At 70.6% G+C, this 23,303-nt stretch carries 23 protein-coding genes and 1 pseudogene; 11 read left to right on the top strand and 13 right to left on the bottom strand.

The genetic code is table 11. The features are described 5' to 3' along the window. Nucleotides 1–16: 16 nt before the first annotated feature. The 4 genes from I5071_RS13020 to I5071_RS13005 all read right to left on the bottom strand — a co-directional run bounded on the left by I5071_RS13020 (nucleotide 17) and on the right by I5071_RS13005 (nucleotide 4,624). Nucleotides 17–547 carry a hypothetical protein gene (locus I5071_RS13020; protein WP_236605761.1) on the bottom strand — a complete coding sequence of 177 codons (531 nt, stop codon included), beginning with the start codon at nucleotides 545–547 and terminating at the stop codon, nucleotides 17–19. A 10-nt stretch (nucleotides 548–557) separates the two neighbouring features. Next, on the bottom strand, nucleotides 558–1,811 hold the full coding sequence (gene hutI, locus I5071_RS13015) for an imidazolonepropionase (protein ID WP_236605760.1): 1,254 nt from the start codon (nucleotides 1,809–1,811) through the stop codon (nucleotides 558–560). Next, the gene (gene hutU, locus I5071_RS13010) at nucleotides 1,808–3,481 is read right to left on the bottom strand and encodes a urocanate hydratase (protein ID WP_236605759.1); all 1,674 of its coding nucleotides are present in this window, start codon (nucleotides 3,479–3,481) and stop codon (nucleotides 1,808–1,810) included. Before hutU ends, hutI begins: the two co-directional genes overlap by 4 nt. A gap of 87 nt (nucleotides 3,482–3,568) precedes the next feature. Then, nucleotides 3,569–4,624 (bottom strand): fatty acid desaturase family protein, encoded by a 1,056-nt coding sequence (locus I5071_RS13005; protein ID WP_236605758.1) that lies wholly within the window; start codon nucleotides 4,622–4,624, stop codon nucleotides 3,569–3,571. A gap of 172 nt (nucleotides 4,625–4,796) precedes the next feature. Here I5071_RS13005 and I5071_RS13000 point away from each other — a divergent pair, with 172 nt between their 5' ends. The 4 genes from I5071_RS13000 (at nucleotide 4,797) to I5071_RS12985 (ending at nucleotide 7,815) form a co-directional block, all read left to right on the top strand. Next, a complete protein-coding gene (locus I5071_RS13000; RefSeq protein ID WP_236605757.1) occupies nucleotides 4,797–6,065 on the top strand; it encodes a glutamate-5-semialdehyde dehydrogenase in 1,269 nt (422 codons plus the stop codon). Nucleotides 6,066–6,091: 26 nt separating this feature from the next. Continuing rightward, nucleotides 6,092–6,643 carry a ribosome silencing factor gene (gene rsfS / locus I5071_RS12995; RefSeq protein WP_236605756.1) on the top strand — a complete coding sequence of 184 codons (552 nt, stop codon included), beginning with the start codon at nucleotides 6,092–6,094 and terminating at the stop codon, nucleotides 6,641–6,643. Next, nucleotides 6,640–7,080 carry a 23S rRNA (pseudouridine(1915)-N(3))-methyltransferase RlmH gene (locus I5071_RS12990; RefSeq protein ID WP_236605755.1) on the top strand — a complete coding sequence of 147 codons (441 nt, stop codon included), beginning with the start codon at nucleotides 6,640–6,642 and terminating at the stop codon, nucleotides 7,078–7,080. The genes rsfS and I5071_RS12990 overlap by 4 nt, the downstream gene beginning before the upstream one ends. A 108-nt stretch (nucleotides 7,081–7,188) precedes the next feature. Next, nucleotides 7,189–7,815, top strand: a complete 627-nt coding sequence (locus I5071_RS12985; protein ID WP_236605754.1) for a ComF family protein — start codon at nucleotides 7,189–7,191, stop codon at nucleotides 7,813–7,815. A 9-nt stretch (nucleotides 7,816–7,824) separates the two neighbouring features. Here I5071_RS12985 and I5071_RS12980 read toward each other — a convergent pair whose 3' ends face one another. Continuing rightward, nucleotides 7,825–8,409: a TetR/AcrR family transcriptional regulator gene (locus I5071_RS12980; protein ID WP_236605753.1), complete on the bottom strand. Its 585-nt coding sequence runs from the start codon at nucleotides 8,407–8,409 to the stop codon at nucleotides 7,825–7,827. 57 nt (nucleotides 8,410–8,466) lie between these two features. Between I5071_RS12980 and I5071_RS12975 the strand changes: the two genes are divergently transcribed. Further along, nucleotides 8,467–9,315, top strand: coding sequence for an alpha/beta fold hydrolase (locus I5071_RS12975; RefSeq protein WP_236605752.1), 849 nt, complete (start codon nucleotides 8,467–8,469; stop codon nucleotides 9,313–9,315). On the opposite strand, the gene I5071_RS12970 is transcribed toward I5071_RS12975, so the two are convergent. Further along, a complete protein-coding gene (locus I5071_RS12970) occupies nucleotides 9,303–10,196 on the bottom strand; it encodes a hypothetical protein (protein ID WP_236605751.1) in 894 nt (297 codons plus the stop codon). The genes I5071_RS12975 and I5071_RS12970 overlap by 13 nt on opposite strands. Nucleotides 10,197–10,263: 67 nt before the next feature. Here I5071_RS12970 and smpB point away from each other — a divergent pair, with 67 nt between their 5' ends. Continuing rightward, on the top strand, nucleotides 10,264–10,755 hold the full coding sequence (smpB, locus tag I5071_RS12965) for an SsrA-binding protein SmpB (RefSeq protein WP_236605750.1): 492 nt from the start codon (nucleotides 10,264–10,266) through the stop codon (nucleotides 10,753–10,755). Continuing rightward, nucleotides 10,752–11,024 carry a hypothetical protein gene (locus tag I5071_RS12960; protein ID WP_236605749.1) on the top strand — a complete coding sequence of 91 codons (273 nt, stop codon included), beginning with the start codon at nucleotides 10,752–10,754 and terminating at the stop codon, nucleotides 11,022–11,024. The genes smpB and I5071_RS12960 overlap by 4 nt, the downstream gene beginning before the upstream one ends. Nucleotides 11,025–11,063: 39 nt before the next feature. Here the strand turns inward: I5071_RS12960 and thrC are convergent, their stop codons facing one another. After that, nucleotides 11,064–12,398: a threonine synthase gene (gene thrC, locus I5071_RS12955; protein WP_236605748.1), complete on the bottom strand. Its 1,335-nt coding sequence runs from the start codon at nucleotides 12,396–12,398 to the stop codon at nucleotides 11,064–11,066. 31 nt (nucleotides 12,399–12,429) lie between these two features. Next, complete coding sequence (locus I5071_RS12950; protein WP_236605747.1) at nucleotides 12,430–13,434, bottom strand: glycosyltransferase; 1,005 nt, start codon at nucleotides 13,432–13,434, stop codon at nucleotides 12,430–12,432. A gap of 25 nt (nucleotides 13,435–13,459) precedes the next feature. Between I5071_RS12950 and astB the strand changes: the two genes are divergently transcribed. Together astB and I5071_RS12940 are read left to right on the top strand one after the other, a co-directional pair. Next, complete coding sequence (gene astB / locus I5071_RS12945; protein ID WP_236605746.1) at nucleotides 13,460–14,791, top strand: N-succinylarginine dihydrolase; 1,332 nt, start codon at nucleotides 13,460–13,462, stop codon at nucleotides 14,789–14,791. Nucleotides 14,792–14,870: 79 nt separating this feature from the next. After that, nucleotides 14,871–15,088 (top strand): annotated as a pseudogene (locus tag I5071_RS12940). Between the two features lie 33 nt (nucleotides 15,089–15,121). Here I5071_RS12940 and I5071_RS12935 read toward each other — a convergent pair. Continuing rightward, complete coding sequence (locus I5071_RS12935; RefSeq protein WP_236605745.1) at nucleotides 15,122–15,898, bottom strand: phosphoadenylyl-sulfate reductase; 777 nt, start codon at nucleotides 15,896–15,898, stop codon at nucleotides 15,122–15,124. 165 nt (nucleotides 15,899–16,063) lie between these two features. Here I5071_RS12935 and I5071_RS12930 point away from each other — a divergent pair, with 165 nt between their 5' ends. Beyond that, nucleotides 16,064–18,310 (top strand): FAD-dependent oxidoreductase, encoded by a 2,247-nt coding sequence (locus I5071_RS12930; protein WP_236605744.1) that lies wholly within the window; start codon nucleotides 16,064–16,066, stop codon nucleotides 18,308–18,310. 7 nt (nucleotides 18,311–18,317) lie between these two features. On the opposite strand, the gene I5071_RS12925 is transcribed toward I5071_RS12930, so the two are convergent. Continuing rightward, a complete protein-coding gene (locus I5071_RS12925) occupies nucleotides 18,318–19,214 on the bottom strand; it encodes a GGDEF domain-containing protein (protein ID WP_236605743.1) in 897 nt (298 codons plus the stop codon). A 99-nt stretch (nucleotides 19,215–19,313) separates the two neighbouring features. Here I5071_RS12925 and I5071_RS12920 point away from each other — a divergent pair, with 99 nt between their 5' ends. Then, nucleotides 19,314–20,585, top strand: coding sequence for a penicillin-binding transpeptidase domain-containing protein (locus I5071_RS12920; protein ID WP_236605742.1), 1,272 nt, complete (start codon nucleotides 19,314–19,316; stop codon nucleotides 20,583–20,585). Here the strand turns inward: I5071_RS12920 and I5071_RS12915 are convergent, their stop codons facing one another. From I5071_RS12915 to I5071_RS12905, 3 genes are all read right to left on the bottom strand, one after another. Beyond that, complete coding sequence (locus tag I5071_RS12915; protein ID WP_236605741.1) at nucleotides 20,586–21,626, bottom strand: type IV pilus twitching motility protein PilT; 1,041 nt, start codon at nucleotides 21,624–21,626, stop codon at nucleotides 20,586–20,588. It abuts the gene before it with no gap. A 106-nt stretch (nucleotides 21,627–21,732) separates the two neighbouring features. Continuing rightward, a complete protein-coding gene (locus tag I5071_RS12910; RefSeq protein WP_236605740.1) occupies nucleotides 21,733–22,545 on the bottom strand; it encodes an SPOR domain-containing protein in 813 nt (270 codons plus the stop codon). Between the two features lie 83 nt (nucleotides 22,546–22,628). Further along, nucleotides 22,629–23,003 carry a hypothetical protein gene (locus I5071_RS12905; protein ID WP_236605739.1) on the bottom strand — a complete coding sequence of 125 codons (375 nt, stop codon included), beginning with the start codon at nucleotides 23,001–23,003 and terminating at the stop codon, nucleotides 22,629–22,631. Nucleotides 23,004–23,303 lie beyond the last annotated feature (300 nt).

The raw sequence follows: 23,303 nt of genomic DNA, 5'->3' as shown, positions 1-23,303 counted from the left end.
GCGAGTATGTCGCAGGTCACTCGTCCCGCGAGGGACGCGCGCCGACGTGGATCTCGGGCTCGGTGAGATCGGCGCGGAGCTCGCTGCTGCTCGACATCGGCGAGCGCTCGCGCGACGAGGGCAGATCGCGCGCGGTCGAGCGCAGCGGATCTTCGCCCGAGGGCAGCGAGCGCTGCGTCGAGATCGTGTGATCGACCGCGGTGTCGCGGTTCGGCGCGGCGAGCTTCGGGTCGCCGAGCTCGCCACGGAACATCGAGTACATGTCGGGCGCCTGGATGCCGATCCACGCGCTCGCCTCGACGAAGTCGAGCACCAGCGCGTCGCTGATGGTCGAGCCCGTCTCGAGCATGTCCTTCACCGCGCGGTGCAGCTGCACGTAGTGATCGAGCCGCCGCGGGAACTCTCCGCGCGGGAGCTTCTGGACCATGTGCTTGCCGAACTTGACGAACGCGCCCTCGGGACGATCTCCGAAGCGCTTGGCAAAGCGATCGAGATAACCGGAATAAGCGGCTTCGTAGTCGATCTCGTGCAGCTCGAGGTCGGACACGAGTGCGATTCTACCAGAGGGCGCGATCGTGTCCGGTCCGATCCGCGTCTTCGATCACGCGCCCGCCGAGCGCGATCCAGCGTGCGCGGGATCCGCCCAGCGCGTACCCGAGCGCGCGCGGATCGGCCTCGTCGTAACACGCGAGATCGGCGCGCGCGCCGACCACGATCCGGCCGCGATCCGCGAGCCCGAGCGCGCCCGCGGCCTCGACCGTGATCGCGAGGAGCGCCTCTTCGAGCGTGAGCCCTGCGTCGCGCACCGCGAGCGCCGCACAGAGCGGCAGATCGACGCACGCCGAGGTGCCGGGGTTGCAGTCGGTCGCGACCACGATCGGCACGCCGTGCGCGCGCAGCCGCGCCGCATCGGGCGCCTTCTGACGCAGCGTCCGCCACGCGCCCGGCAGGAGCACCGCGCGCACGCCCGCCGCCGCCATCGCGCGCAGCCCGGCGTCCGACACGTCCTCGAGGTGATCGCCGCTCAGCGCGCCGAGCTCTGCGAGCAGCTCGCCGCCGCCGAGATCGCGGAACTGCCCGATGTGTGCCTTGAGCAACAATCCGCGCGCCTTCGCCGCGGAGAGCACGCGCGCCGCCTCGTCGCGCGAGAACGCGTTCTCGTCGAGGTACACGTCGCACGCGTCGGCGAGCTTCGCTTCGACGACCGCGGGCAACATCACGTCGATCACGTCGTGGAGGTAGCCCTCGCGATCCCCGGCGCGCTCGGGCGGGATCGCGTGCGCACCGAGGAAGGTCGTCGTCGTGCTCACCACGCCCTCGCGCGCGAGCCGTCGACCGACGGCGAGCAGGCGCGTCTCGGTCGCGAGGTCGAGGCCGTAGCCGCTCTTCACCTCGACCGTCGTGGTGCCGCACGCGCGCATCGCGAGGGCACGTGCCTTGGCGCGCGCGAAGAGCTCGTCCTCGCTCGCCGCGCGCGTCGCGCGCACGCTCGCCGCGATCCCACCGCCCGACGCTGCGATCGCGCGATAGTCCTCACCCGCCATCTTCCGCGCGAACTCGTCGATGCGCGATCCCGCGAACACGAGGTGCGTGTGCGCGTCGACGAGCCCGGGCATCACGACGCGACGCCCTGCATCGATCTCGCGCGCCGCGTCGCGCGGACGATCCGCATCGGCGCCGATCCACGCGATGCGATCGCCGGAGATCGCGAGCGCGGCATCGGAGACGATCCCGAGCCGCTCCTTCGCGCTCCCCGTGGGCCCGGCGCACGTCACGACATGCGCGTTCCGGATGACGAGATCGTGCGTCATCGCGCCCGATGCGGGACGTGCACGCCCTTCTTCTCGGCGGTCTCGATCGCGATCTCGTAGCCCGCGTCCGCGTGGCGGATCACGCCCATGCCGGGATCGCTCGTGAGCACGCGCTCGAGCCGCTGCGCTGCTGCATCGGTGCCATCCGCGACGACGACCATCCCTGCGTGCAGCGAGTACCCGATGCCCACGCCGCCGCCGTGATGGACGCTCACCCACGTCGCGCCTGCCGACGTGTTCACCAGCGCGTTGAGGATCGCCCAGTCCGCGATCGCATCGCTGCCGTCCTTCATCGCCTCGGTCTCGCGGTTCGGGCTCGCGACCGATCCGCAGTCGAGGTGATCACGACCGATCACGATCGGCGCCTTCACCTTCCCGGTGCGCACCAGCTCGTTGAACTTGAGCCCCACGCGATGACGATCGCCGTACCCGAGCCAGCAGATGCGCGCGGGCAGGCCCTGGTACGCGATGCGCTCCTCGGCCATGTCGAGCCAGTGGTGAAGGTGCGGATCGTTCGGCACGACCTCCTTCACCGCGGCATCCGTGACCTTGATGTCCTCGGGATCGCCGCTCAGCGCGACCCAGCGGAACGGTCCCTTTCCTTCGCAGAAGAGCGGCCGCACGTACGCCGGCACGAACCCCGGGATGTCGAACGCGCGTTCGACGCCGACCTCCTTCGCGTGGGCGCGGATGTTGTTCCCGTAGTCGCACGCGTGCGCGCCGCGCTCGACCATCGTGAGCATCGCGCGCACCTCGATCGCCATGCCCTGCTTGGCGCGCGCGACGTACGACGTCGGATCGTCGCGGCGCAGCGCGGCCGCCTGATCGAGCGTGAGCCCCGGCGGCACGTAGCCGACGAGCGGATCGTGCGCCGCGGTCTGCTCGGTCACGAAGTCCGGCGTGATGCCCCGCGCGACGAGCTCGGGATAGACGTCGGCCGCGTTCGCGACGAGCGCGACGCTCAGCGCGTCACCCTTCTTGCGCGCCTCGTCGATCCACGCGAGCGCCTCGTCGAGCGACGACGTGATGCGATCGACGTAACGATCCTTCTTCCGCTTCTCGGCGCGCGAGGGATCGACCTCGACGCCGAGGAAGCACGCGCCCGCCATCGTCGCTGCGAGCGGCTGCGCGCCGCCCATGCCGCCGAGGCCCGCGCTGAGGATCCAGCGGCCCTTCCACGAGCCCCCACTCTGCTTGTCACCGAAGTGCTGCACGCCCGCCGCGACGAACGTCTCGTACGTGCCCTGCAGGATCCCCTGGGTGCCGATGTAGATCCACGAGCCGGCCGTCATCTGGCCGAACATCGTCAGGCCCATCGCCTCGAGGCGGCGGAACTCTTCCCAAGTCGCCCACTTCGGCACGAGCAGCGAGTTCGCGATCAGCACGCGCGGCGCGTCCGCGTGCGTGCGGAACTTCCCGACCGCCTTGCCGCTCTGCACGAGCAGCGTCTCGTCGTCGCCGAGCCGCTCGAGCTCGCGCACGATCACGTCGAAGGCTTCCCAGCTGCGCGCCGCCTTGCCGGTGCCGCCGTAGACCACGAGGTCCTCGGGACGCTCGGCCACCTCGGGATCGAGGTTGTTCATCAGCATGCGCAGCGCGGCTTCCTGCGCCCATCCCTTGCAGCGCAGCGTCGTGCCGCGCGGCGCGCGGATCGTGCGAGCGGTCGTCATGAGCGCGTGGTTACCACGCGCCCCGTTCACGCAGGACGAGAGGACTCACGCCGAGCGCGCGACGAGTCGACCAACGCGAGCAGCGCGTCAGTCGGGGTAGCCGACCATGCGGTTCTGCTCGGCGTCCCACAGCTTCGCGCGGAAGCACGCGAGGATGTCGCGCGGGTGCAGCGTGGTCGTGCCCTTCGGGTTCTGCAGCTCGGGGATCGCGGCCATCGCCTCGGGCAGTCGATAGAACGGGATGCCCGGGTTCAGGTGGTGCACGTGGTGGTACCCGATGTTCCCGGTGAACCACGCCATCACGGCGCCGGTCTTCATGTAGCTCGAGCTCTCGAGCGCCGCGCGCGTGTACTCCCACGTCTCGCGCGGCTGCACGTGCATCTCCGGGAAGTCGTGCTGCGCGTAGAAGAGGTACGCGCCGCTCATCGTCGCGACGAAGAGCGGCAGGAAGTACGCGACGAAGAAGAGCTCGAAGCCGCCGAGCGCGATCAGCGCGATCCACGCGGCGACGTGCAGCACGACCGCGAGCGCCGAGTCCCAGTTCTTCTTCGGGTTCCGCAGGAACGAGCTCACGCACATCCCGTAGAGGAACACCGTGAAGTACGCGAAGAAGATCGTCAGCGGATGACGGTACGCCTTGTAGACGAGGCGCTGCGCGGGCGTCATCTGCTTCCACATCTCGGTCGTGACCATCAGGTACGAGCCCACGTGCGAGCCGACGATCTTCGCGGTGTTCGCGTGATGGTAGTTGTGGGTCTGACGCCAGACGTTGGGCGGCGTCAGCACGTACACGCCGAACCCGTACATGATCCACTTCGCGACCTTCGAGCCGCGGAGCAGCGAGTTGTGCATGTAGTCGTGGTAGAGGATGAACGCGCGGACGATCGTCAGGCCCATCACCACGGCGGCGATCACGCGCACCACGAGCCAGGGCGCCGCGATCGTCGCGGCCGAGAGCGCCGCGAGCACGCCGAACGTCTCGGCGACGTGGAACCAGCTGCGCCCGCGATCCTCCTTGCCGAACTCCTTCGCCGCGGCGAGGAGGTCCTTCGCGGTGCGACGACCGGGCGGCCACGCATCGGGCGCGACGCGCTGCGACGCCGCGAGGGGACGCTCGGAGGGGGCGGTCTGGCTCAGTTCCATCGTGTTCTTCCGCGCGGGATCAGCGTCCAGAGGACGCCGAAGGCGGTGAGGTTGTGACGCGAGATCGCCCGATTTCAAGGCGCTCCGTGCGAAACGAGGTGCGCAGATCGTTGCGCAGAGCCGCGTCGGCGGGGACGCAGCGGGTCCGGACCGTTGTGCTAGGTTCGCGCGCGTGGATGCAGACAACGGGCTCGCGGCCGAGGTGCGGCGCCTCGCCGAGCGCGCCAAGCAGGCCGGACGTGCGATCGCGATCGCGAGCACGCAGCGCAAGAACGCCACGCTCACGCGGGCGGCGCGGCTGCTCCGCGAGTCCACGCCCGCGCTGATCGAGGCGAATCGCGCCGACGTCGAGCGCGGCCAGGCGGCCGGCCTCTCGGCCGCGATGCTCGATCGGCTCACGCTCGACGGCCCGCGCATCGAGAAGATGGCGCTCGCGTGCGAGGAGGTCGCGCGCGCGGCCGATCCGGTGGGCAGCATCGATCAGATGGTCCGCCGCCCGAACGGGCTGCTCGTGGGGCGCATGAAGGTGCCGCTCGGACTCGTCGGGATCGTGTACGAGTCGCGCCCCAACGTGACCGCCGAGGCCGCGGCGCTCTGCCTCAAGAGCGGCAACGCAGTGCTGCTGCGCGGTGGATCGGAAGCGGCGCGCAGCAACGCGGCGATCGCGCAGCTCTTCGCGCGCGCGCTGGAAGAAGAAGGCCTCGACGCGGCCGCGGTCACGCTGATCCCGACGACCGATCGCGCCGCGCTCGCGGTGATGGTGAAGCTCAGCGGCGTGCTCGATCTGCTGATCCCGCGCGGCGGTGAAGGGCTCATCCGCTACGTCAGCGAGAACGCGACGGTGCCGGTCATCCAGCACTACAAGGGCGTGTGTCACGTCTACGTCGACGGCGATGCGGACCTCGAGCTCGCGGAGAAGATCGCGCTCAACGCGAAGGTGCAGCGCCCCGGCGTGTGCAACGCCATGGAGACGCTGCTCGTCGACGCGGCGTGCGCGAAGGAGTTCGTGCCGCGCGTCGCGCGCGCGATGCACGCGGCGAAGGTCGAGCTGCGCGGGGACGCGCGCGCCCGCGCGCTCGCGCCCGACATGAAGGAAGCGACCGAGGCCGACTGGGACGCGGAGTACCTCGACCTCGTGCTCGCGGTCGCGGTGGTGGACGGCATCGACGGCGCGCTCGCGCACGTCGCGAAGCACGGCTCGCTGCACACCGAGGCGATCGTCACGCGTCGCTACGATCACGCGCAGCGCTGGATCCGCGAGGTCGACGCGAGCTGCGTGCTCGTGAACGCGTCGACGCGATTCAACGACGGCGGCGAGCTCGGGCTCGGCGCCGAGATGGGCATCTCGACCACGAAGCTGCACGCCTACGGCCCGATGGGCCTCGAAGAGCTCTGCACGCGGAAGTGGATCGCGTACGGTGAAGGGCAGGTCCGCGGCTGAGCGCGCGGACGAATTGGAGCAATCGAGTGGCGACGGCGCGCAAGAAGACCGGCAACGGGACCAGCGGCACCAAGAAGACCGCGACCAAGAAGGCCGCGACGAAGAAGACGACGACCAAGAAGGCGGCGAGCAAGCCCGCCGCGTCCGCCGCGCCGAAGACGCGCACCACGCGCACGAAGGCCGTGGCGAAGACCGCGCCGACCGCGAACGAAGTCGCGCGCACCGTCGCGCTCGCGGTGGCCGAGGCCGCGCTCGACAAGAAGGCCGTGAACGTCGAGATCATCGACGTCGCGGGCAAGGTCGACTACGCGGACTACGTCGTCGTGATGAGCGGCACCAGCGACCGCCAGGTGAACGCGCTCGCACGCGGCATCGCGGAGGACGTCGAGCAGAAGACGAAGAACAAGTGCCTCGGCGTCGAGGGCCTGCCCGGCGGCGCGTGGGTGCTGATGGATTTCGGCGACGTCGTCGTCCACATCTTCCACCACGACGTGCGCGGCTATTACGACCTCGAGTCGCTCTGGATCGACGCGGCGCGCGTGACGGTGCCCGGTCCGGCGCCCGCGTCGCGCGGATGAAGATCGCGATCATCGCGGTGGGCCGCGTGAAGGAGCGCGGCCTGCGCGACGCGATCGACGACTACGAGAAGCGCATCAAGCGCTACGCGAAGCTCGACGAGATCGAGCTCGAGGACGGCAGCACGTCCGAGGTCGAGGCGCGCTTCCGCAAGGCGATCCCCCAGCGGGCGCGGGTGATCGCGCTCGAGGTCGAGGGGCAGCGCATGACGAGCGAGAAGTTCGCGCGCTACGTCGAGCAGTGCGAGATCGGCGCGGTGCCCGCGCTCGCGTTCGTGATCGGCGGCTCGTACGGGCTGCCGAAGAGCGTGTCGGACGCAGCGGATCTGAAGCTCTCGCTGAGCGACATGATCCTCCCGCACCGCCTCGCGCGCCTGTTCCTCGCCGAGCAGATCTACCGCGCGTACACGATCCTGCGGAACGAGCCGTACTCGCACTGAGTCGAACAGCTCGACCGCAGAGAGCTGGGCCCTCTGAGTCCTCTGCGGTCGAATCTCTCGCCGGTCGTCCGAGCGCAACGCGCATCGCGTCTGGCCCGAAGAGCGCGTGTGCTGGACATCGCGTGGAACGGCCTCCTCGATCTGCTCGCACCCCGGACCTGCCCGGGCTGTGACCTCGATCTCCCGCCCGGCGTGAACGCGTTCTGCGGCGCGTGCGACGTGCTGCTCGAGCGGCTCACGCCCGATCGCGGCGCGAACGCGGCCTACGAGTTCGGAGGCCCGATGGCCGATGCGCTGCGCCGCCTCAAGTACGGGCGGCGCACCGATCACGTCGCCGCGCTCGGCGCGCTGCTCGCCGATGCCTGCGCGTCGTTCGCGGGGCGCGTCGACGCGGTGGTGCCCATCCCGCTGCACCCGAAGCGCCTGCGCGAGCGCGGCTTCAACCAGGCCGCACTGCTCGCTGCGCCGGTCGCGTCGCGCCTCGGTGTCGCGCTCGACGCGGGCGCACTTCGAAGGACGCGCGACACGCCCGCGCAGGCGGGGCTCGGTGCTGCCGATCGCGCGAGCAACGTCCGCGGCTGTTTCGCGGCGCGCGTGAAGCCGTCGAGACGCCGCGTGCTGGTGATCGACGACGTGCGCACCACCGGCGCGACCTTCGCCGACGCCGCGCGCGCCCTCCGCGAAGCGGGCGCGCTCGAGGTGCACGTCATCGCGCTCGCGGGCGCGGATCGCTGACCACGCACCTCAACGCTCGGCGCTGAACAACAGGCGCCGCATCGCCTCGGCGATCCACGCGCGCTGCGCACCGCGGCTCGGCTTGGCCGACGAGAGCCCGACGCTGCGCAGCACCGCGCCTCCGAAGAGGGGCTCGGTCGCGAGCGTCAGGTGCAGCCACGCGATCGCGCGCGCCGTGTCCTCGAGCTCCACGCGCACGCCGCAGCGCTCGCGCGCCGCGTGCACCGTCTCGACGAGCGCGCTCAGCATGCCCGAGCCGCCCTCGCGCCAGCCCGCGTGATGCAGCCACATCGCGAGCTCCGCGAGGCCCTCGTCGTCGTAGGCCTGGGCCATCCGCTCGACGATCACCTCGGGGTCGGCGACCTCGATCGCGCGCAGGCTCTCCTTGAGACGACGCCCGCTGCGCCGCAGCAGCGCCTCGAGCAGCCCCTGACGTCCCTCGAAGTGATGGTGGATCGCGGCGTCGGTGATCCCGAGATCGCGCGCGATCGGCTGCACGCGCACCGCGTCGAGACCGCCCTCGCGGAGGCGCTTCTCCGCCGCATCGAGGATGCGCTCGCGCGCCTGATCGGGAGGGAGCCGCTGCCGCGTCATCTCGCTTACCTTGACCGGTCGAGGTAAGCGTGCAACTTGGACATGTCGAGGTAAGCGATGGAGATCGAGACGCCCAGCGGTGTCGTGCTCCACGTGCGCGCATCGGGCCCGGTGTCCGGCGCCGGCGTGCTCCTCCTGCACGGCGGCGGGCAGACCGGCGCGTCGTGGGGACGCACCGCGGACGCGCTCGCGTCGCGCGGACATCGCGTGTGGGCCCCCGACCTGCGCGGCCACGGCGAGAGCGGTCGCGCGCCCGGTGGCGACTACGGCATCGACGCGTTCGTCGGCGACGGATGCGCGCTGATCGATGCGCTCTCCGGGGAGACCTCGGGCCGCGCTCCGGTCGTGGTCGGCGCATCGCTCGGCGGCATCGTCTCGCTGCTCGCGGCGTCGGAGCGCGCGCGACCGATGCGCGCGCTCGTGCTCGTCGACATCGCGCTGCGGGCGCGAGGGGAGGGCGTGGAGCGCATCGTCGGCTTCATGCGCTCGACGCAGGACGGCTTCGACTCGCTCGACGACGCGCGCGCTGCGATCGCGCGCTACCTGCCGCATCGCCGCGCCGCACCGACGATCGACGGCCTGCATCGCGTGCTGCGCCGGCGCGAGGACGGACGCTGGATGTGGCACTGGGACCCGCTCCTGCTCGAGCGGCTCGAGGTGGACGCGATCCTCGACGGCGCACGCCTCCACGACGCGGCGCGCGCGCTCGAGGTGCCGCTCCTGCTGCTGCGGGGCGGGCACAGCGACGTGGTCTCGGAGGAGCTCGCGCGCGAGCTCGTGTCGATCGCGCCGCGCGCCCGCTGGCAGGACGTGCGCGAGGTCGGGCACATGGTCGCGGGGGACGACAACGACGCGTTCACCACCGCGGTGCTCGCGTTCCTCGACCAGCTCGATCAGCGCGGCTGAGCCCACCCGCGCGCGATCACCTCGCGCACGATGCGCGCGTCGCGCGCGATCGCCTCGGTGAGCACCACTCTCGAGATCGCCCCGTCGAACGCCGCGATCTGTGCGTCGCGATCGCCGCCGCTCACCCGCGAGAGCATCGCGAGCTCGATCGCGATCCGGTACACGCGCTCGGGATCCGCGTCCTGCAGCGCGGCCACGAGCTCCTCGTCGCGCGCGCGTCGTTGCTCGTCCGACCAGCGCACCGGGGGCGGGCCCACACGGAAACGATGATGCTCGTCGAGCTCGAGCGGCACCTCGACCTCGGGCACCTCGCCGCGCGCGAGCGCGTTCGCGCGGAGCACGCCCACTCCCTCGATGCGCTGGTTCTCGTCGACGTCGCGGAACGACTCGATGCACACGCCCTCGTCGGCGAGCTCGCCGTACTCCGGCGGGACCGGCGCGATCGTGCCCTCGGCATCGATGCGGAACGGCAGCATGCACGCCCGACCCTCGATGCGTCGCGCGACCACGATCTCGTCGCGACCGTCGCCGTCGAGGTCGTGGCTGGGCGCGCGCGGCGGGGGCACGAGCTCGATCTCGCCGTGTCGCAACCGCACGCGATCGGCCTCGTGGGAGTCGAGCACCAGCGCTGCGCCTCGCGACGTGACCACCCGGATCGCACGCTCCTCGCCGCGCCGCGCGTCGATCGCGACCCAGGTCTCGCCCTCGATGCGCGCGTGCACCTCGTACCCGGCGCGCACCAATCCGGCCGCGATCGCCTCGGCCTCGGCGTGCGGATCGACCCCGGCGTGCATCCACTCGCTGTAGTCGGGCAGGACCGAGCGCTGTCCTCCGCCACAGCCCGCGAGCGTCGTCAGCGCGATGATCAGCGGGAGGCGCACGGCGGCCGAGTATGACGCGCAGTGGTGCGCCCGCTCTTCCCGGTGCTATGTGGGAGTGCGCGCAGACATGTCCGTGAAGAACGCGAAGAAGGGTGCCGCGACCGGTGAGAAGCTCGTCGCGCGCAACCCGAAGGCCACGCAGCGCTACGAGATCGAGGAGCGCGTCGAGGCGGGCCTGGTGCTCACCGGCTCCGAGGTGAAGAGCCTGCGTGCGGGGCGTGCCGATCTCGAGGCCGCGTTCGCGCGCTTCGAGAACGGGCAGGTGTACCTGCACAACCTCTACATCCCGCCCTACGGCCCCGCGACCGCGTTCGCCCACGATCCGCGACGCACCCGCAAGCTGCTGCTGCACGCGGGCGAGATCGAGAAGTGGTCGGGCCGGATCACGACGAAGGGCTACACGCTCGTCCCGGTCCGCCTCTACTTCAAGGGCAGCTGGGTCAAGCTCGAGCTCGGCATCGGCAAGGGCAAGAAGATCGGCGACGAGCGCGAGAAGCTCAAGCGCGAGGTCGACCTCAAGGAGGCGCGCGCCGCGATCAAGGGAGCGAAGGCGCGATGACGCTCGGTGCGGTGACGATCACCCAAGGCGGGCAGGGCGACGCGCTCGCGTTCGCGGGCGAGGTCCTGCACGTCGCGATCGATCGCGCGTACGCGCCTGGCGCGCCGGTCTCGATCACCCTCGCTCGCGACGAAGGCACGCTCTCGCTGAGCGGCAAGACGATTGGCTCTAAGCGCCGCGAGGACGGGCGATTCGACGTGCGAGTGCGGCTCGTCAGCCTGCGCCGCGACGATCGCGCGACGCTCGAAGCGCTCGCCGCGCGTGCATGAAGCGCTACCTCGAGCAGTCGAGGTAGCGCCTCACGTGGGTCACCGCGAGCGATCGAGATCGCTCAGCACCGCCCGCTTCACCGCCTCGTAGTCGGGCGGGAGCTCGACCGGCACGTTGCGACCGCGACCGCTCGTGCCGGGGATCCGGCCCTCGTGGTAGCGCACCTTGAAGTCGGTGAACTTCAGGCCGTTCGCGGTGGAGATCACGACCGCGCGATCGCCCTTCTTGATCTCGCGGCGCGCGACGAGCTTCTCGAGCGCGGCGAGCGCGACGCCGGTGTGCGGGCACGCGTAGGTGCCGGTGCGATCGGCGGCCGCGGCCGCCTCGGAGAGCTCTTCCTCGCTCGCCTGCTCGACCACTCCGTCGAACGCCTTGAGCGTGCGGATCGCGCGACGCACCGAGACCGGGTTGCCGATGCGGATCGCGCTCGCCTCGGTGGGCTCCGCGGTCATCGCCTCGAACTTCTCCCAGCCCTGCTTGTACGCGCGGTAGAGCGGGTTCGCCGCCTGCGCCTGCGCGACGCAGATGCGCGGCCGCTTCGTGATGAGCCCGAGGGTCATCATCATCTCGAACCCCGCGCCGAGCGCCGACACGTTGCCGAGGTTGCCGCCGGGGATGATCACCCAGTCCGGCACCTGCCAGTCGAACTGCTGCACCATCTCGAGCGCGACCGTCTTCTGGCCCTCGAGCCGCAGCGAATTCATCGAGTTCGCGAGGTACACGCCGGGCTCGTCGGCGAGCTTCTGCACCAGCGCCATGCACCCGTCGAAGTCGGTGTCGAGCGCGAGCACGAGCGCGCCGTTCGCGAGCGGCTGCACCAGCTGCGCGGTCGAGATCTTCCCCTTCGGCAGCAGCACCACCGCGCGGATCCCCGCGGCCGCGCAGTACGCGGCGAGCGCAGCCGATGTGTCGCCGGTCGACGCGCACGCGATCGCGCGGATCGGCTTTCCATCGGTGATCATCTGGCGCACGACGCTGACGAGCACCGTCATGCCGAGGTCCTTGAACGACCCGGTGTGGCTGTTGCCGCAGAGCTTCAGCCACAGATCGCCGACGCCCAGCGAGCTGCCGTAGCGCTCGGCCCAGAAGAGATTGCTGCCGCCCTCGGCCATCGAGACGACGCACTCGTCGCGCACGCCGGGCGCGACCCACTCCTTCTTGCCCCAGACGCCGCTGCCGTAGGGCCAGCGCGTGCTCATCCAGCGCTCGTCGAAGAGCCGCATCCACGCGGCCGCGCTGCGATCGCGCAGCGCCTCGATGTCGTGTGCGACCTCGAGCAGCTCGCCGCAGGTGGGGCAGCGATAGATGACCTGGTCGAGCGGATAGGTGCCCGCGCAACCAGCGACACAGCGGAACCGCGCTTCGTAACCCATGACGCGGCGCATTATACGGGCGTGAGCGGCATCACGCCGCGCAGACGAACTCGTCGCCTTCGATCCATCCGCGAGACGTCAATTCGGCCCGGATCAGCGCCCTCGCGCCGGCGGCCCCGACCGACACGACGATCAGCTCGCGCGCCCGATCGATCACGTCGGGACCGACGATCGGCGCTCCGCGCGCGATGCGCCCGATCTTGCGCGGATCGATGTCGACGAAGCGCGAGAAACGCGCGCCTTCCTGCTCCAGCGCGCGTGCGAATCGGCGTCCGGTCGGTCCCGCGCCCCAGCACGTCAGCGCACGACCGCGCGCGAGCCGTGCGAGCTTCGGCGCGAGGAAACGCGCCTTCAGCGCGCGATGTCGCTCGTGCGAATAACGCGGATCGGAGAACGTGAGGCGACCCTCACGTTCTCTCCAGCGCAGCACGTCGCGATCGATCTTCGCGAACGACCAACCGGCGGCATCGAGGCGCATCCAGAGGTCGTAGTCCTCGGCCCACTCGGTGTCGCGATACCCGCCGACCTGCTCGAGCGCATCGCGCCGGATCGTCACCGAGGGATGGCAGAGCGGCGCCTCGACGAAGAGATCGCGCGCGTGCTCCTCGGGCGAGACGAGCGCGTTCATCCACGCGACGTAGCGCCGCATTCCGTCCTGCACGACGTGATCGGGGAACGCGTCGACGCGCCCGCCGATCACCGCGAGGCGCGCATCGCGCTCGAGCGCATCGAGCTGCGCCGCGAAGCGCCCGGGCAGCGACACATCGTCACCATCCATCCGCGCGAGGAACGGCGCGCGCGCATGCGTGATCCCGAGCTGCAGCGCGCGCACGATCCCCGCGCCCTCGCCGCGCACCATCACGACGCGCGGATCACGAAACGCTGCGACCTTCGCCGCGCTCGCATCGCGCGACGCATCGTCGATCGCGATCACCTCGATCGGCACCTCGCGCTCGGCGAGCACGCTCGAGAGCGCCTCGTCGATCGTCTCCGCGACGTCGCGGTACGGCAGCAGCACCGAGATCCGCGGCTCCATGCGTGCGCGCTACCATGCGCATCCCATGACGGCCAAGGCGACCGAGGCGAACTTCGACGGGCTCGTGGGCCCCACTCACAACTACGCGGGCCTGTCGTACGGCAACGTCGCGTCGACCTCGAACCTCGGCGGCACGAGCTCGCCTCGCACCGCCGCGCTGCAGGGCCTCGCGAAGATGAAGGCGCTCGCGGACCTCGGGATCCCGCAGGGCATCCTTCCGCCGCAGGAGCGTCCCGACGTGCACGCGCTGCGTCGCCTCGGGCTCTCGGGCGCGACCGATGCGCAGGTGATCGAGCGCGCCGCGACGGACGCGCCGATGTTGCTCGCGCTCTGCTGCTCCGCGTCGTCGATGTGGACCGCGAACGCCGCGACGATCGCGCCGAGCGCCGACACCCCCGACACGCGCGTGCACCTCACGCCCGCGAACCTGCTCGATCGCCCGCACCGCGCGATCGAGCCCGCACAGACCACGCGCACGCTGCGCGCGATCTTCGCGGACGGATCGCGCTTCGTCGTGCACGAGCCGCTCGAGATGGGCCAGGCGTTCGGCGACGAGGGCGCGGCGAACCACACGCGCCTGGTGTCGGGCGATCACGCGCTGCATCTCTTCGTGTACGGCCGTCGCGGCATCGGTGGTGATCCGAGCGCGCCCAAGAAGTTCCCGGCGCGACAGACGCTCGAGGCATCACAGGCGATCGCGCGCCTCCATGGGCTCGACGACACACGCGCGCTCTTCGTGCAGCAGAGCCCCGACGTGATCGATCAGGGCGTGTTCCACAACGACGTGATCGCGGTCGGCCACCAGCAGATGCTCTTCTTCCACGAGCTCGCGTTCCGCGATCGCGACGAGGTGCTCCGTGCGATCGCCGCGCGCATCCCGGGGTTCGAGCCGGTGGAGGTGCGCGCGTCCGAGGTGAGCGTCGAGGACGCGGTGAAGAGCTACCTCTTCAACTCGCAGATCCTCACGCCGCCGGGCGGCGGTCGCATCCTCGTCGCGCCCGAGGAGTGCCGCGAGGTCGCGCCCGTCGCGAAGCTGCTCGATCGCCTCGTGGAGCAGGGCGTCTTCCGCGAGGTGAAGGTGTTCGATCTGCGCCAGAGCATGCGCAACGGCGGCGGCCCCGCGTGCCTGCGCCTGCGCGTCGTGCTCGAGCCCGAAGAGATCGCCGCAGTGCGCCCGACGTGCTGGATGAACGACCGCACGTACGAAGTGCTCGTCGCGTGGGTGACCAAGCACTACCGCGATCGTCTCGAGGCGCGCGAGCTCGCGGACCCGTCGTTGCTCGACGAGTCGCGCCGCGCGCTCGACGAGCTGACTGGCATCCTGGCGCTCGGATCGATCTATCCGTTCCAAAGATAGGCGCTTATCCGGCCGTATCGTCGAGATCGCCCGAAAGCACGGGGTTCCGCGCGGCACGAGCGCTGCGTTGCGCGTCCGCGGGCCCGTAGCTCAAACGGACAGAGCACCGGAAAATGGTAGGAACCGGACCGTAAAAGGCCGCATGCGACCTGCTACCGGCGTCAGCGCTGGGTGTGGGGTGTGGGCAGGGTTGCGGATGCACCGAATGGCACGGAGATCCCGGGTCGCTAGGGAAGCGCGTTTCCCAAGACGCTCGTTTTGCGCATGCGGGTGCGGGTTCGATCCCCGCCGGGCCTGTGAGACGTCCGAACGACCGAGCCGTTTGCTCGGTCAGAGCCCCGAGCTCTTCAGCGATGCGTCGGCCTCGGGCGTGCGCGGCAGGTGGATGCCGCACTCCTTCTTGCTGCCGAGATAACGTCCGTCGCGCTCGTCCTGATCGAGCGTCGTGGGCGACGTCGAGTGCACGTCGCCGATCGATCGGTACCCGTAATGGAAGAGCGGGTGGTACGGCAGATCGTGCTCGACGATGTAGCGCTTCACGTCGTCGCGCGACCACGTGAGGATCGGATGGAGCTTGTACGTGCCGTCCTGCAGCTCGACGTGGCGCAGGCTCGATCGGAACTCGGTCTGCGATCGACGAAGGCCCGCGACCCAGGCGCGCCCACCGAGCTCCGCGAGCGCGCGGTCCATCGGCTCGACCTTGGTGATGCGGCCGTAGCGCGCGATCTCCTCCTCGGTCCCGTCCCAGAGCCGCCCGTAGACCGCCTCCATGCGCGCGGCGGTCATCTTCGGCGAGTAGACCTTCAGGTTCAGATCGAGTCGCTGGGCGAGCTCTTCGGCGAACTGATAGGTCTCGGGGAAGAGGTAGCCCGTGTCGAGGAACACGACCGGGATGCGCGGCGCGACGCGCGTCACGAGGTGCAGCATCAGCGCGCTCTCCGCGCCGAAGCTCGAGCTCATGATCATCGACTCGCCGAAGGTCTCGAGCCCCCACGCGATCACGTCCTCGGCGGACGCGCCCTCGAACCGTGCGTTGATCGCATCCAGGTCCAGCGCTGTGCCGCCTTCGGGTGAAGGCGCGGGGACCAGTCGAAGCGCTTCGCGCATGGCCGGAGTCTGGTCCCCGGGTCCGCAGATTGTCAATCGGCGAACCGTGGAATCTCCCGGTCCGGCCGTGAACCCGTTGCGAATCACGGCGTTTGGTTCTTGACTAAGTCACTGTAGTATCTGCCGGCGAAACGGGGCCGCGCCCCGCGCCGTACACGCACCGAGATGCCCTTCGCGCGCTACGCACGGTGGCTCCACACGCGCTGGCCCGCGGGCGGCGTGGAGCGTCTTCCGATCGTCGGGGAGGACGGCGCCACCGACGTGCCCGGGCTCCGCATCGCCGGCGATCTCACGGGCGTGCCGCTCCTGAAGCTGGCGATCGACTCTGCGGTGCGCGCCGTCCGCGCATTCTCGCGTGAGCTCGATCGGGATCCCGACCGCGATCGCGCCCAGCTCGATCTCGCGATCGTCGGTGGTGGTGTCGCGGGGATCGCCGCGGCGATCGAGGCACGCGCGCGCGGGCTGCGCGCCGAGGTGATCGAGGCCTCGCGCGCGTTCGACACCGTGCACGAGCTCCCGGCGCGGAAGCCGATCTTCAGGTATCCGACCGAGCTCGTGCCCGAGGGCGCGATGCAGGTCTCGACCGACGTGCGCGAGGCGCTGATCGACGAGCTCGAGGCGCAGCGGGTCGCGCACGAGATCGAGCCGCGCGCCGGTCGCGCGACCCACGTCGAGCGCGACGGCGATCTGCTCGCGGTGCACCTCGAAGAGGGCGCGCCGGTGCACGCGCGTCGGGTGCTGATCGCGATCGGACGCACCGGCGATCCGCGCCGCCTCGACCTACCCGGCGAGGATCTCGAGCACGTCCACCATCGCCTCTACGACCCCGCCGATCATCGCGGCGAGCGCGTGCTCGTCGTGGGCGGAGGAGACTCCGCGTGCGAGACCGCGATCGCGCTTGCGCGCGAGGGCGCGAAGGTGACGCTCGTGCATCGCGGCGCCGATCTCGCGCGCGCCAAGCACGAGAACGCCGAGTCGGTGCGCACCGAGCGCGCCATCGACCTTCGCCTCGGCAAGCGGGTGCGTGCGATCGAGCCCACGCGCGTCGAGCTCGACGACGGCACCACGCTCGAGGTCGATCGTGTGTTCGCGATGATCGGGCGCGAGGCCCCGCTCGACTTCCTGCGTCGCTCCCGCGTGCGCATCGCGCGCGAGTGGAGCGGGCGCGCGATCACCTCGATGATCGCGTTCCTCGCGTTCTGCACGTTCGTCTACACGTGGAAGTCCGGGGGCGCGCTCACGCGTGCGTTCGAGTCGCGCGGCTGGTTCCCGTTCGGAATTCGCGAAGCGCTCGCGCCCGCGGCGGGATCGGTGCTGCACACGATCACGATCTCGCTCGAGGAGCCCGGCTTCTGGTACTCGACCGCGTACAGCGCGGCCGTGCTCGGCTTCGGCATCGCGCGCATCCGGCGACGACGCACGCCGTACGTGACGAAGCAGACGATCACGCTGACGCTCGTGCAGCTGATCCCGCTCTTCGTGCTGCCCTACTTCGTGCTGCCGCTGCTCGGTCGCACCGGCGTGTTCGATGCGGGCGCGATCGGCGCGATCGCCGACGGGCTCTTCCCGCGCGTCGAGTACGGACACGGCCGCGAGTACTGGCGCGCGTTCGGGCTCGTGCTCGCGTGGCCGCTCTTCATCTGGAACGTGTTCACCGAGCGGCCCATGTGGCTCTGGCTCGGCATCTCGTTGGTCCAGACGTTCGTGATCATCCCGCTGATCGTGCGGCGCTGGGGGAAGGGTGCGTACTGCGGGTGGATCTGCTCGTGCGGCGCGCTCGCGGAGACACTCGGCGACGCGCATCGCGAGAAGATGCCGCACGGTCCGTTCTGGAACCGTCTGAACATGCTCGGGCAGGTCGTGCTCGGCGCGGCGTTCGTCCTGCTCTTCTTCCGCGTGGTGAGCTGGATCCAGCCGCGCGCGTGGCCCGGGTATCTGTTCGGCCGATGGTTCCGCGCCGGGCTCTCGAACCTGTCGATCCTGGGGATCCCGCTCGACTACTACCACGTGGTCGACATCCTCTTCGCCGGCATCCTCGGCGTCGGCCTCTACTTCTGGATGAGCGGTCGCACCTGGTGCCGCTTCGCGTGCCCGCTCGCCGCGCTCATGCACGTCTACCAGCGCGCGTTCGGCCTCTTCCGCATCTTCGCCGACAAGAAGAAGTGCATCTCGTGCAACCGCTGCACGAGCGCGTGCCACCAGGGCATCGACGTGATGGCGTTCGCGCAGCGCGGCGCGCCGATGGAGGATCCGCAGTGCGTGCGCTGCTCCGCGTGCGTGCAGACGTGCCCGACCGGCGTGCTCACGTTCGGCCGCTACGACGGCGCGAAGGACATCGTGCTCGACCGAACGCTCGCGTCCCCGGTGCACATGCGCGAAGACGGCAAGCGCGGCCTCGCGGTCGTGCGCTGATCCGCGCTCAGCTGCGGACCTGATTGCGGCCGCCGCGCTTCGCTTCGTAGAGCTTCTCGTCGGCCTGCTTCACGAGGTCCGCGGGGTCGACCACGCCCTCGGTCCACTCGGCGACGCCGAGGCTGATCGTCACCGGGATGATCGTGCCCTCGAAGCGGAACGTGCTGTCCTGCACCGCGCGGCGCAGCTTGTCGGCGAGCAGCGCCGCGCCCTCCTGACCGACCTCGGGCAGGATCACCGCGAACTCCTCGCCGCCGGTGCGCGCCGGGACGTCGTCGCGCCGCACGCGCCCGCGGACCAGCGCACCGAGCTGACGCAGCACCGCGTCGCCCGCGAGGTGCCCGTAGGTGTCGTTGATCTTCTTGAAGTGATCGATGTCGAAGAGCACCAGCGAGAAGCTGCGCTCGTAGCGCTTCGCGCGGGAGATCTCCTTCTCGAGCGACTCGGTGAAGAAGCGCTTGTTGTGGAGCTCGGTGAGACCGTCGATGGTCATCAACCGATAGATCTCCTCGTGGTACTGCGCTTCCATGTTCCCGCCGACGATGAACTTGAAGATCGTGCGCCCGATCTTCAGCTGGTCGCCGTCGCGCAGCACGATCTCGTCGACGAGCTCGTCGTTGACGTAGGTGCCGTTCGTCGAGCCGAGGTCGCGGATCGTGTAGCCGTCGCCGAGGCGCGAGATGCGCGCGTGGTTGCGCGACACACTCTCCTGATCGACCTGCACGTCGCACTTGCTCGAGCGGCCGATCACGCACGGCTCTTCGCCGAGCGGCACACGCCGACCGAGATCTTCGCCGTAGATGATGACGAGGCAGGCCTCGCGGGACCCGCCCGCCTTCTTCGACGGGTGTGAGATGACCGTGACGACCGTCTTGTTCGGATTGGTCGTCCGCTCGTCCTCCATGAAGGCGTGATCATCGCGAGAAAACAGTTGCAGCGCAAGCGGGCGACCAGACCGTCGCTTTGTTGACTCACCGATCCGCGAGCTGCGACGTTGACACGCATGGTGAGGTCCCGGATCGCGCGGCTGCTCGTGGCGATCGCGATGATCGGCGCGACGGGATCGATCCACGTCTCGCCGACCCACGCGGACGATCCGATCGAGGCCACACCACGCCGTGCCGCGCGTGCTTCGGCTCCCGAGCGCACGACCGCGCCGGCCACGCGCCCACCACGCGCGCTGCGTGCGCTCGATCCGCGCGTCCATCGCGCGGTCGACGGAACCTTGGTGAGCGATCTGCCCGATGGATCGACCGCGATCCTCACGCTCGATCCGGGGCTGCAGGGCGAGATGGAGGGGCTCTTCGCGCGCTACGAGGTGCCCTGGGGCGCGCTGGTCGCGATCGAGCCCGCGACCGGGCGCGTGCTCGCGTACGTGAGCCACTCGAGCGCGGAGGCCGACGCCGAGGATCTCGTGCTCGCGCCGAGCGCTCCGGCGGCGTCTGTGTTCAAGGTGATCACCGGCGCTGCGCTGATCGATGCGGGCGTCGGGCCCGCGACCCGCGTCTGTTATCACGGCGGCGGCAGCCGTCTCGTGCGCGAGCACCTCGAGGACGATCCGCGGCGCGACACGCTCTGCGCGACGCTCGAGGAGGCGATGGGCGGCTCGATCAACGCGGTGTTCGCGAAGCTCTCGGATCGCCACCTCGAGCCCGCGACGATGGAGCGCTACGCGTCGGCGTTCGGCTTCGGCGAGGCGCTGCCCTTCGACGTGCCGACCACGGCGAGCCCGATCGACGTGCCCGAGGAGCGGCTCGAGCGCGCGCGCGCCGCGGCGGGGTTCTGGCACTCGCGCCTGTCGCCGCTGCACGGCGCGCTGATCGCGGCGACCATCGCGAACGACGGAGCGATGCCGCGCGCGCGCATCGTGGAGTCGCTGATCGACGGGGAAGGGCACGTCGCGTACGAGCAGCGACCCGCGGTGCATCGCCAGGTCGTGGGTCGTCTCACCGCGCGCGCGCTGAACCGCATGATGCAGCGCACGGTCTCGCACGGGACCGCGCGGCGCGCGTTCCACGACGAGCGCGGCAACGCGTTCCTCCCGGGGATCCGCGTGGCGGGGAAGACCGGCACGCTCAGCGCGGAGCGGCCATACCGCGGCTACACGTGGTTCGTGGGCTTCGCGCCCGCGGATCGGCCGCAGATCGCGGTCGCGGCGCTGGTCGTGAACAGGCCCGAGTGGCGCATCAAGGCGAGCTTCGTCGCGCGTGAGGCGCTCCGGCACTGGCTGATCACGAGGCCGCGCCAGCAGCGCGCCGCGCGCGCGGCGGAGTGATCATCCGAGCGCGGCGCGCGCCGTCTCGACCGTGACCAGCCCGCTCTTCACGTGCTCGCGCACGTGCATCTCGAACGTCTGCATCCCGTAGGGATGCGCGCCGCGCTCCATGATGTCCTTCAGCGGCGGGTTCCCCTCGGGCTTGCGGATCGTCTCGCGCGCGGTGCCGGTCACGACGAGCAGCTCGAGCGCGAGCACCATGCCGCGCCCGTCGGCTGCGGGGAGCAGTCGCTGCGCGAGAATGGCCTTCACGTTGTCGGCGAAGCGCTCGCGCGTCTCCTGGGGATCCGAGCTCTGCGCGAGCGAGAGCACGCGGCCCACGGTGCGCGCGACGTCCGGCGTGTGCAGCGTCGAGAGCACGAGGTGGCCCGTCTCGCTCGCCTTGAGCGCGATGTCCATCGTCTCCTCGTCGCGGATCTCGCCGACGAGGATCACGTCGGGATCCTGGCGCAGCGCAGCGCGCAGCGCGGTCGCGAAGTCCGGCGTGTCGATGCCGATCTCGCGCTGCGACACCGACGCGAGGTTGTCGGCGTGGATGAACTCGATCGGGTCCTCGATCGTGACGATGTGCACCCGCTGCGTCGCGTTGAGGTGCCCGATCATCGACGCGAGCGTGCTCGACTTCCCGTTCCCCGCCGCGCCGCACACGAGGATCATCCCGCGCTCGAGCTCCGCGAGCTGCGGGAGGATCCCGGGCAGGCGGAGCTCCTCGAACGTCGGGATCTTCAGCGGGATCGAGCGCAGCGCGAGCGCGAGCGATCCGCGCTGGCGATAGACGTTGACGCGATAACGACCGACGCCGGGGATCGAATAGGACGTGTCGTACTGCTGCAGATCGTCGACGGTGCCCTTGAAGCGCGAGCGCTTCAGCACGACCTCGGCGAGCTCGCGCGTGTGCTGCGGCTGGAGCTTGTCGCCCTGCAGGTAGTGGAGGACGCCGCTGACGCGGAAGGCGGGCGGCTGCCCGACCTTGAGCAGCACGTCGCTCGCCTTGTACTGCACGCCCTTCTTCAGCAGCCCCTGGAGGACCGATTCGTCCATTCGGGCTGCGATGGTACCGCGATCACCGACCGCCGCTCACTCGTTCGTCTGGTTCGCGGACTGAGCGCCGCTCACTCGTTCGTCTGGTTCGCGGACTGACCGCCGCTCACTCTTCGCGGCGGCGGACGACGATCGTGTTCATCCGCTCGGTCTCCTCGAACTGGCGGCGGTAGGTCTGGGCTTCCGCGTTCGTCTCGAAGGGACCGATGCGCACGCGGTACACGACGCCGCGGCCCTCGACCTCGGCGCGCAGCACGAACGCGCGGTGACCGCGCGCGCGCAGGCCCGCCGCGAACGCCTGCGCGCCCTCGGGGCTGTCGTACGAGATGACCTGCACCGTGTACTCGCCGTCGCGGCCCTCGGGCGCGGCCTCGCCGACGCGCGCCTCGGGGAGGGCGCCCTGCAGCATCGGATCGACCGCCGCGGCGCGCGCGAGCGAGCCACCGCTCCCGGCCGCGATCGCCGCGGGCAGCGCGGCGGGCAGGCGCTCCGCGAGCTCGGCCGCGGTCACCGGAACGATCGGCGCCGCGATCGTCGGCACGCCGGCGCCGGGCAGCGGATCGGGGTGGCGGAGCTCCGCCGCCGCGGCCGCGAGCGCAGCCGAGACCTCGGGGCGATCGTCGCCCTGGAGCGTCGTGGGGAAGGTCAGCGCGACGGGATCGACCTCGTCCTCGTCGCGCTCGGCCTGCGCGCCGTCGTCGTCGAGGCACGGCTCGGCGGGCGCGAGGCCCGACGCACGATCGAGACGCGCGAGGGGATCGGAGTCGGCGGCCGCGTCGTCCGCGGTGCCGGTGCCGACCTGCAGGCAGAGCGAGAGCACCACGCCGACCGTGGTGATCCCCGCGAGCCCGAGGAGCGCGATGCGCCGCCCGGCGCCTTCGCCCTCGTCGCGCTCCCGCACCCGATCGAGATCTCGCATCGCGCTGTCCATCGCCGCCTCCACGCGCCTACGTGTAAAGCGGTGTAGGCGATGTAGGACAGCGTGGTCAACAAAACGATGCGCTAACGATCCGGCACCACGCGCGAGACGAGCTGGCTCGTATCGGATCCGACCATCTGCCAGACGGTGATCGTCTCACCGATGCTCGCCTGGATCCGCAGCGTGTACGCGCCGTCCTCGCCCGCCTCGGCGATGACACCCGCGCGCCGGTCCTCGTTGAAGCCCATCACGATCGCCAGGGGGCGCGACACGCCGCTCACCTCGACGAAGCCCTCCTCGTCGGGCGCCGAGACGAGGGCCGTCGGCGGCGGCAGGGGCAGCGTGGGAGCCGCGCAGCCCGGCGCGCCGACCGCGAGGCCGACCACGAGCACGAAGGGCGCCACGAGGCGCAGGAGGCTGCGGCGGAGGGTCTCCACGGTCGTGCGGATCGGTCGCATGCGGCGGGTCGACTTTCCACTCGGTGGTTGGGAGCGCTCGTCCCGGAGTGGCGAGCCGATTTTTCTCCGATGGCAACCGGGGTGCCACCCGCAGCTCAGGCCGGGATCCTACCGGATCGCGCGGGAGCGCCGGTGCGAGGGCGGCAACTCGGTTGGCACCACGACCTCTCTCTCACGCGTGCGTGCGCGCGTACGCTCACGCGCGTACGCGTGTAGGAAAAGACTGGCCGGCGTGGTACCGTGCCGCCCTTCGATCGCAGCGCGCCGGCCTCGATCCGAGCCCGGCGCGCCGCGGTCCCC

Source organism: Sandaracinus amylolyticus, assembly GCF_021631985.1.
Taxonomy (GTDB): domain Bacteria; phylum Myxococcota_A; class Polyangia; order Polyangiales; family Sandaracinaceae; genus Sandaracinus; species Sandaracinus amylolyticus_A.
Note: the sequence above shows the minus strand (reverse complement) of the source record. Positions and strands in the feature narration are given on the sequence as shown.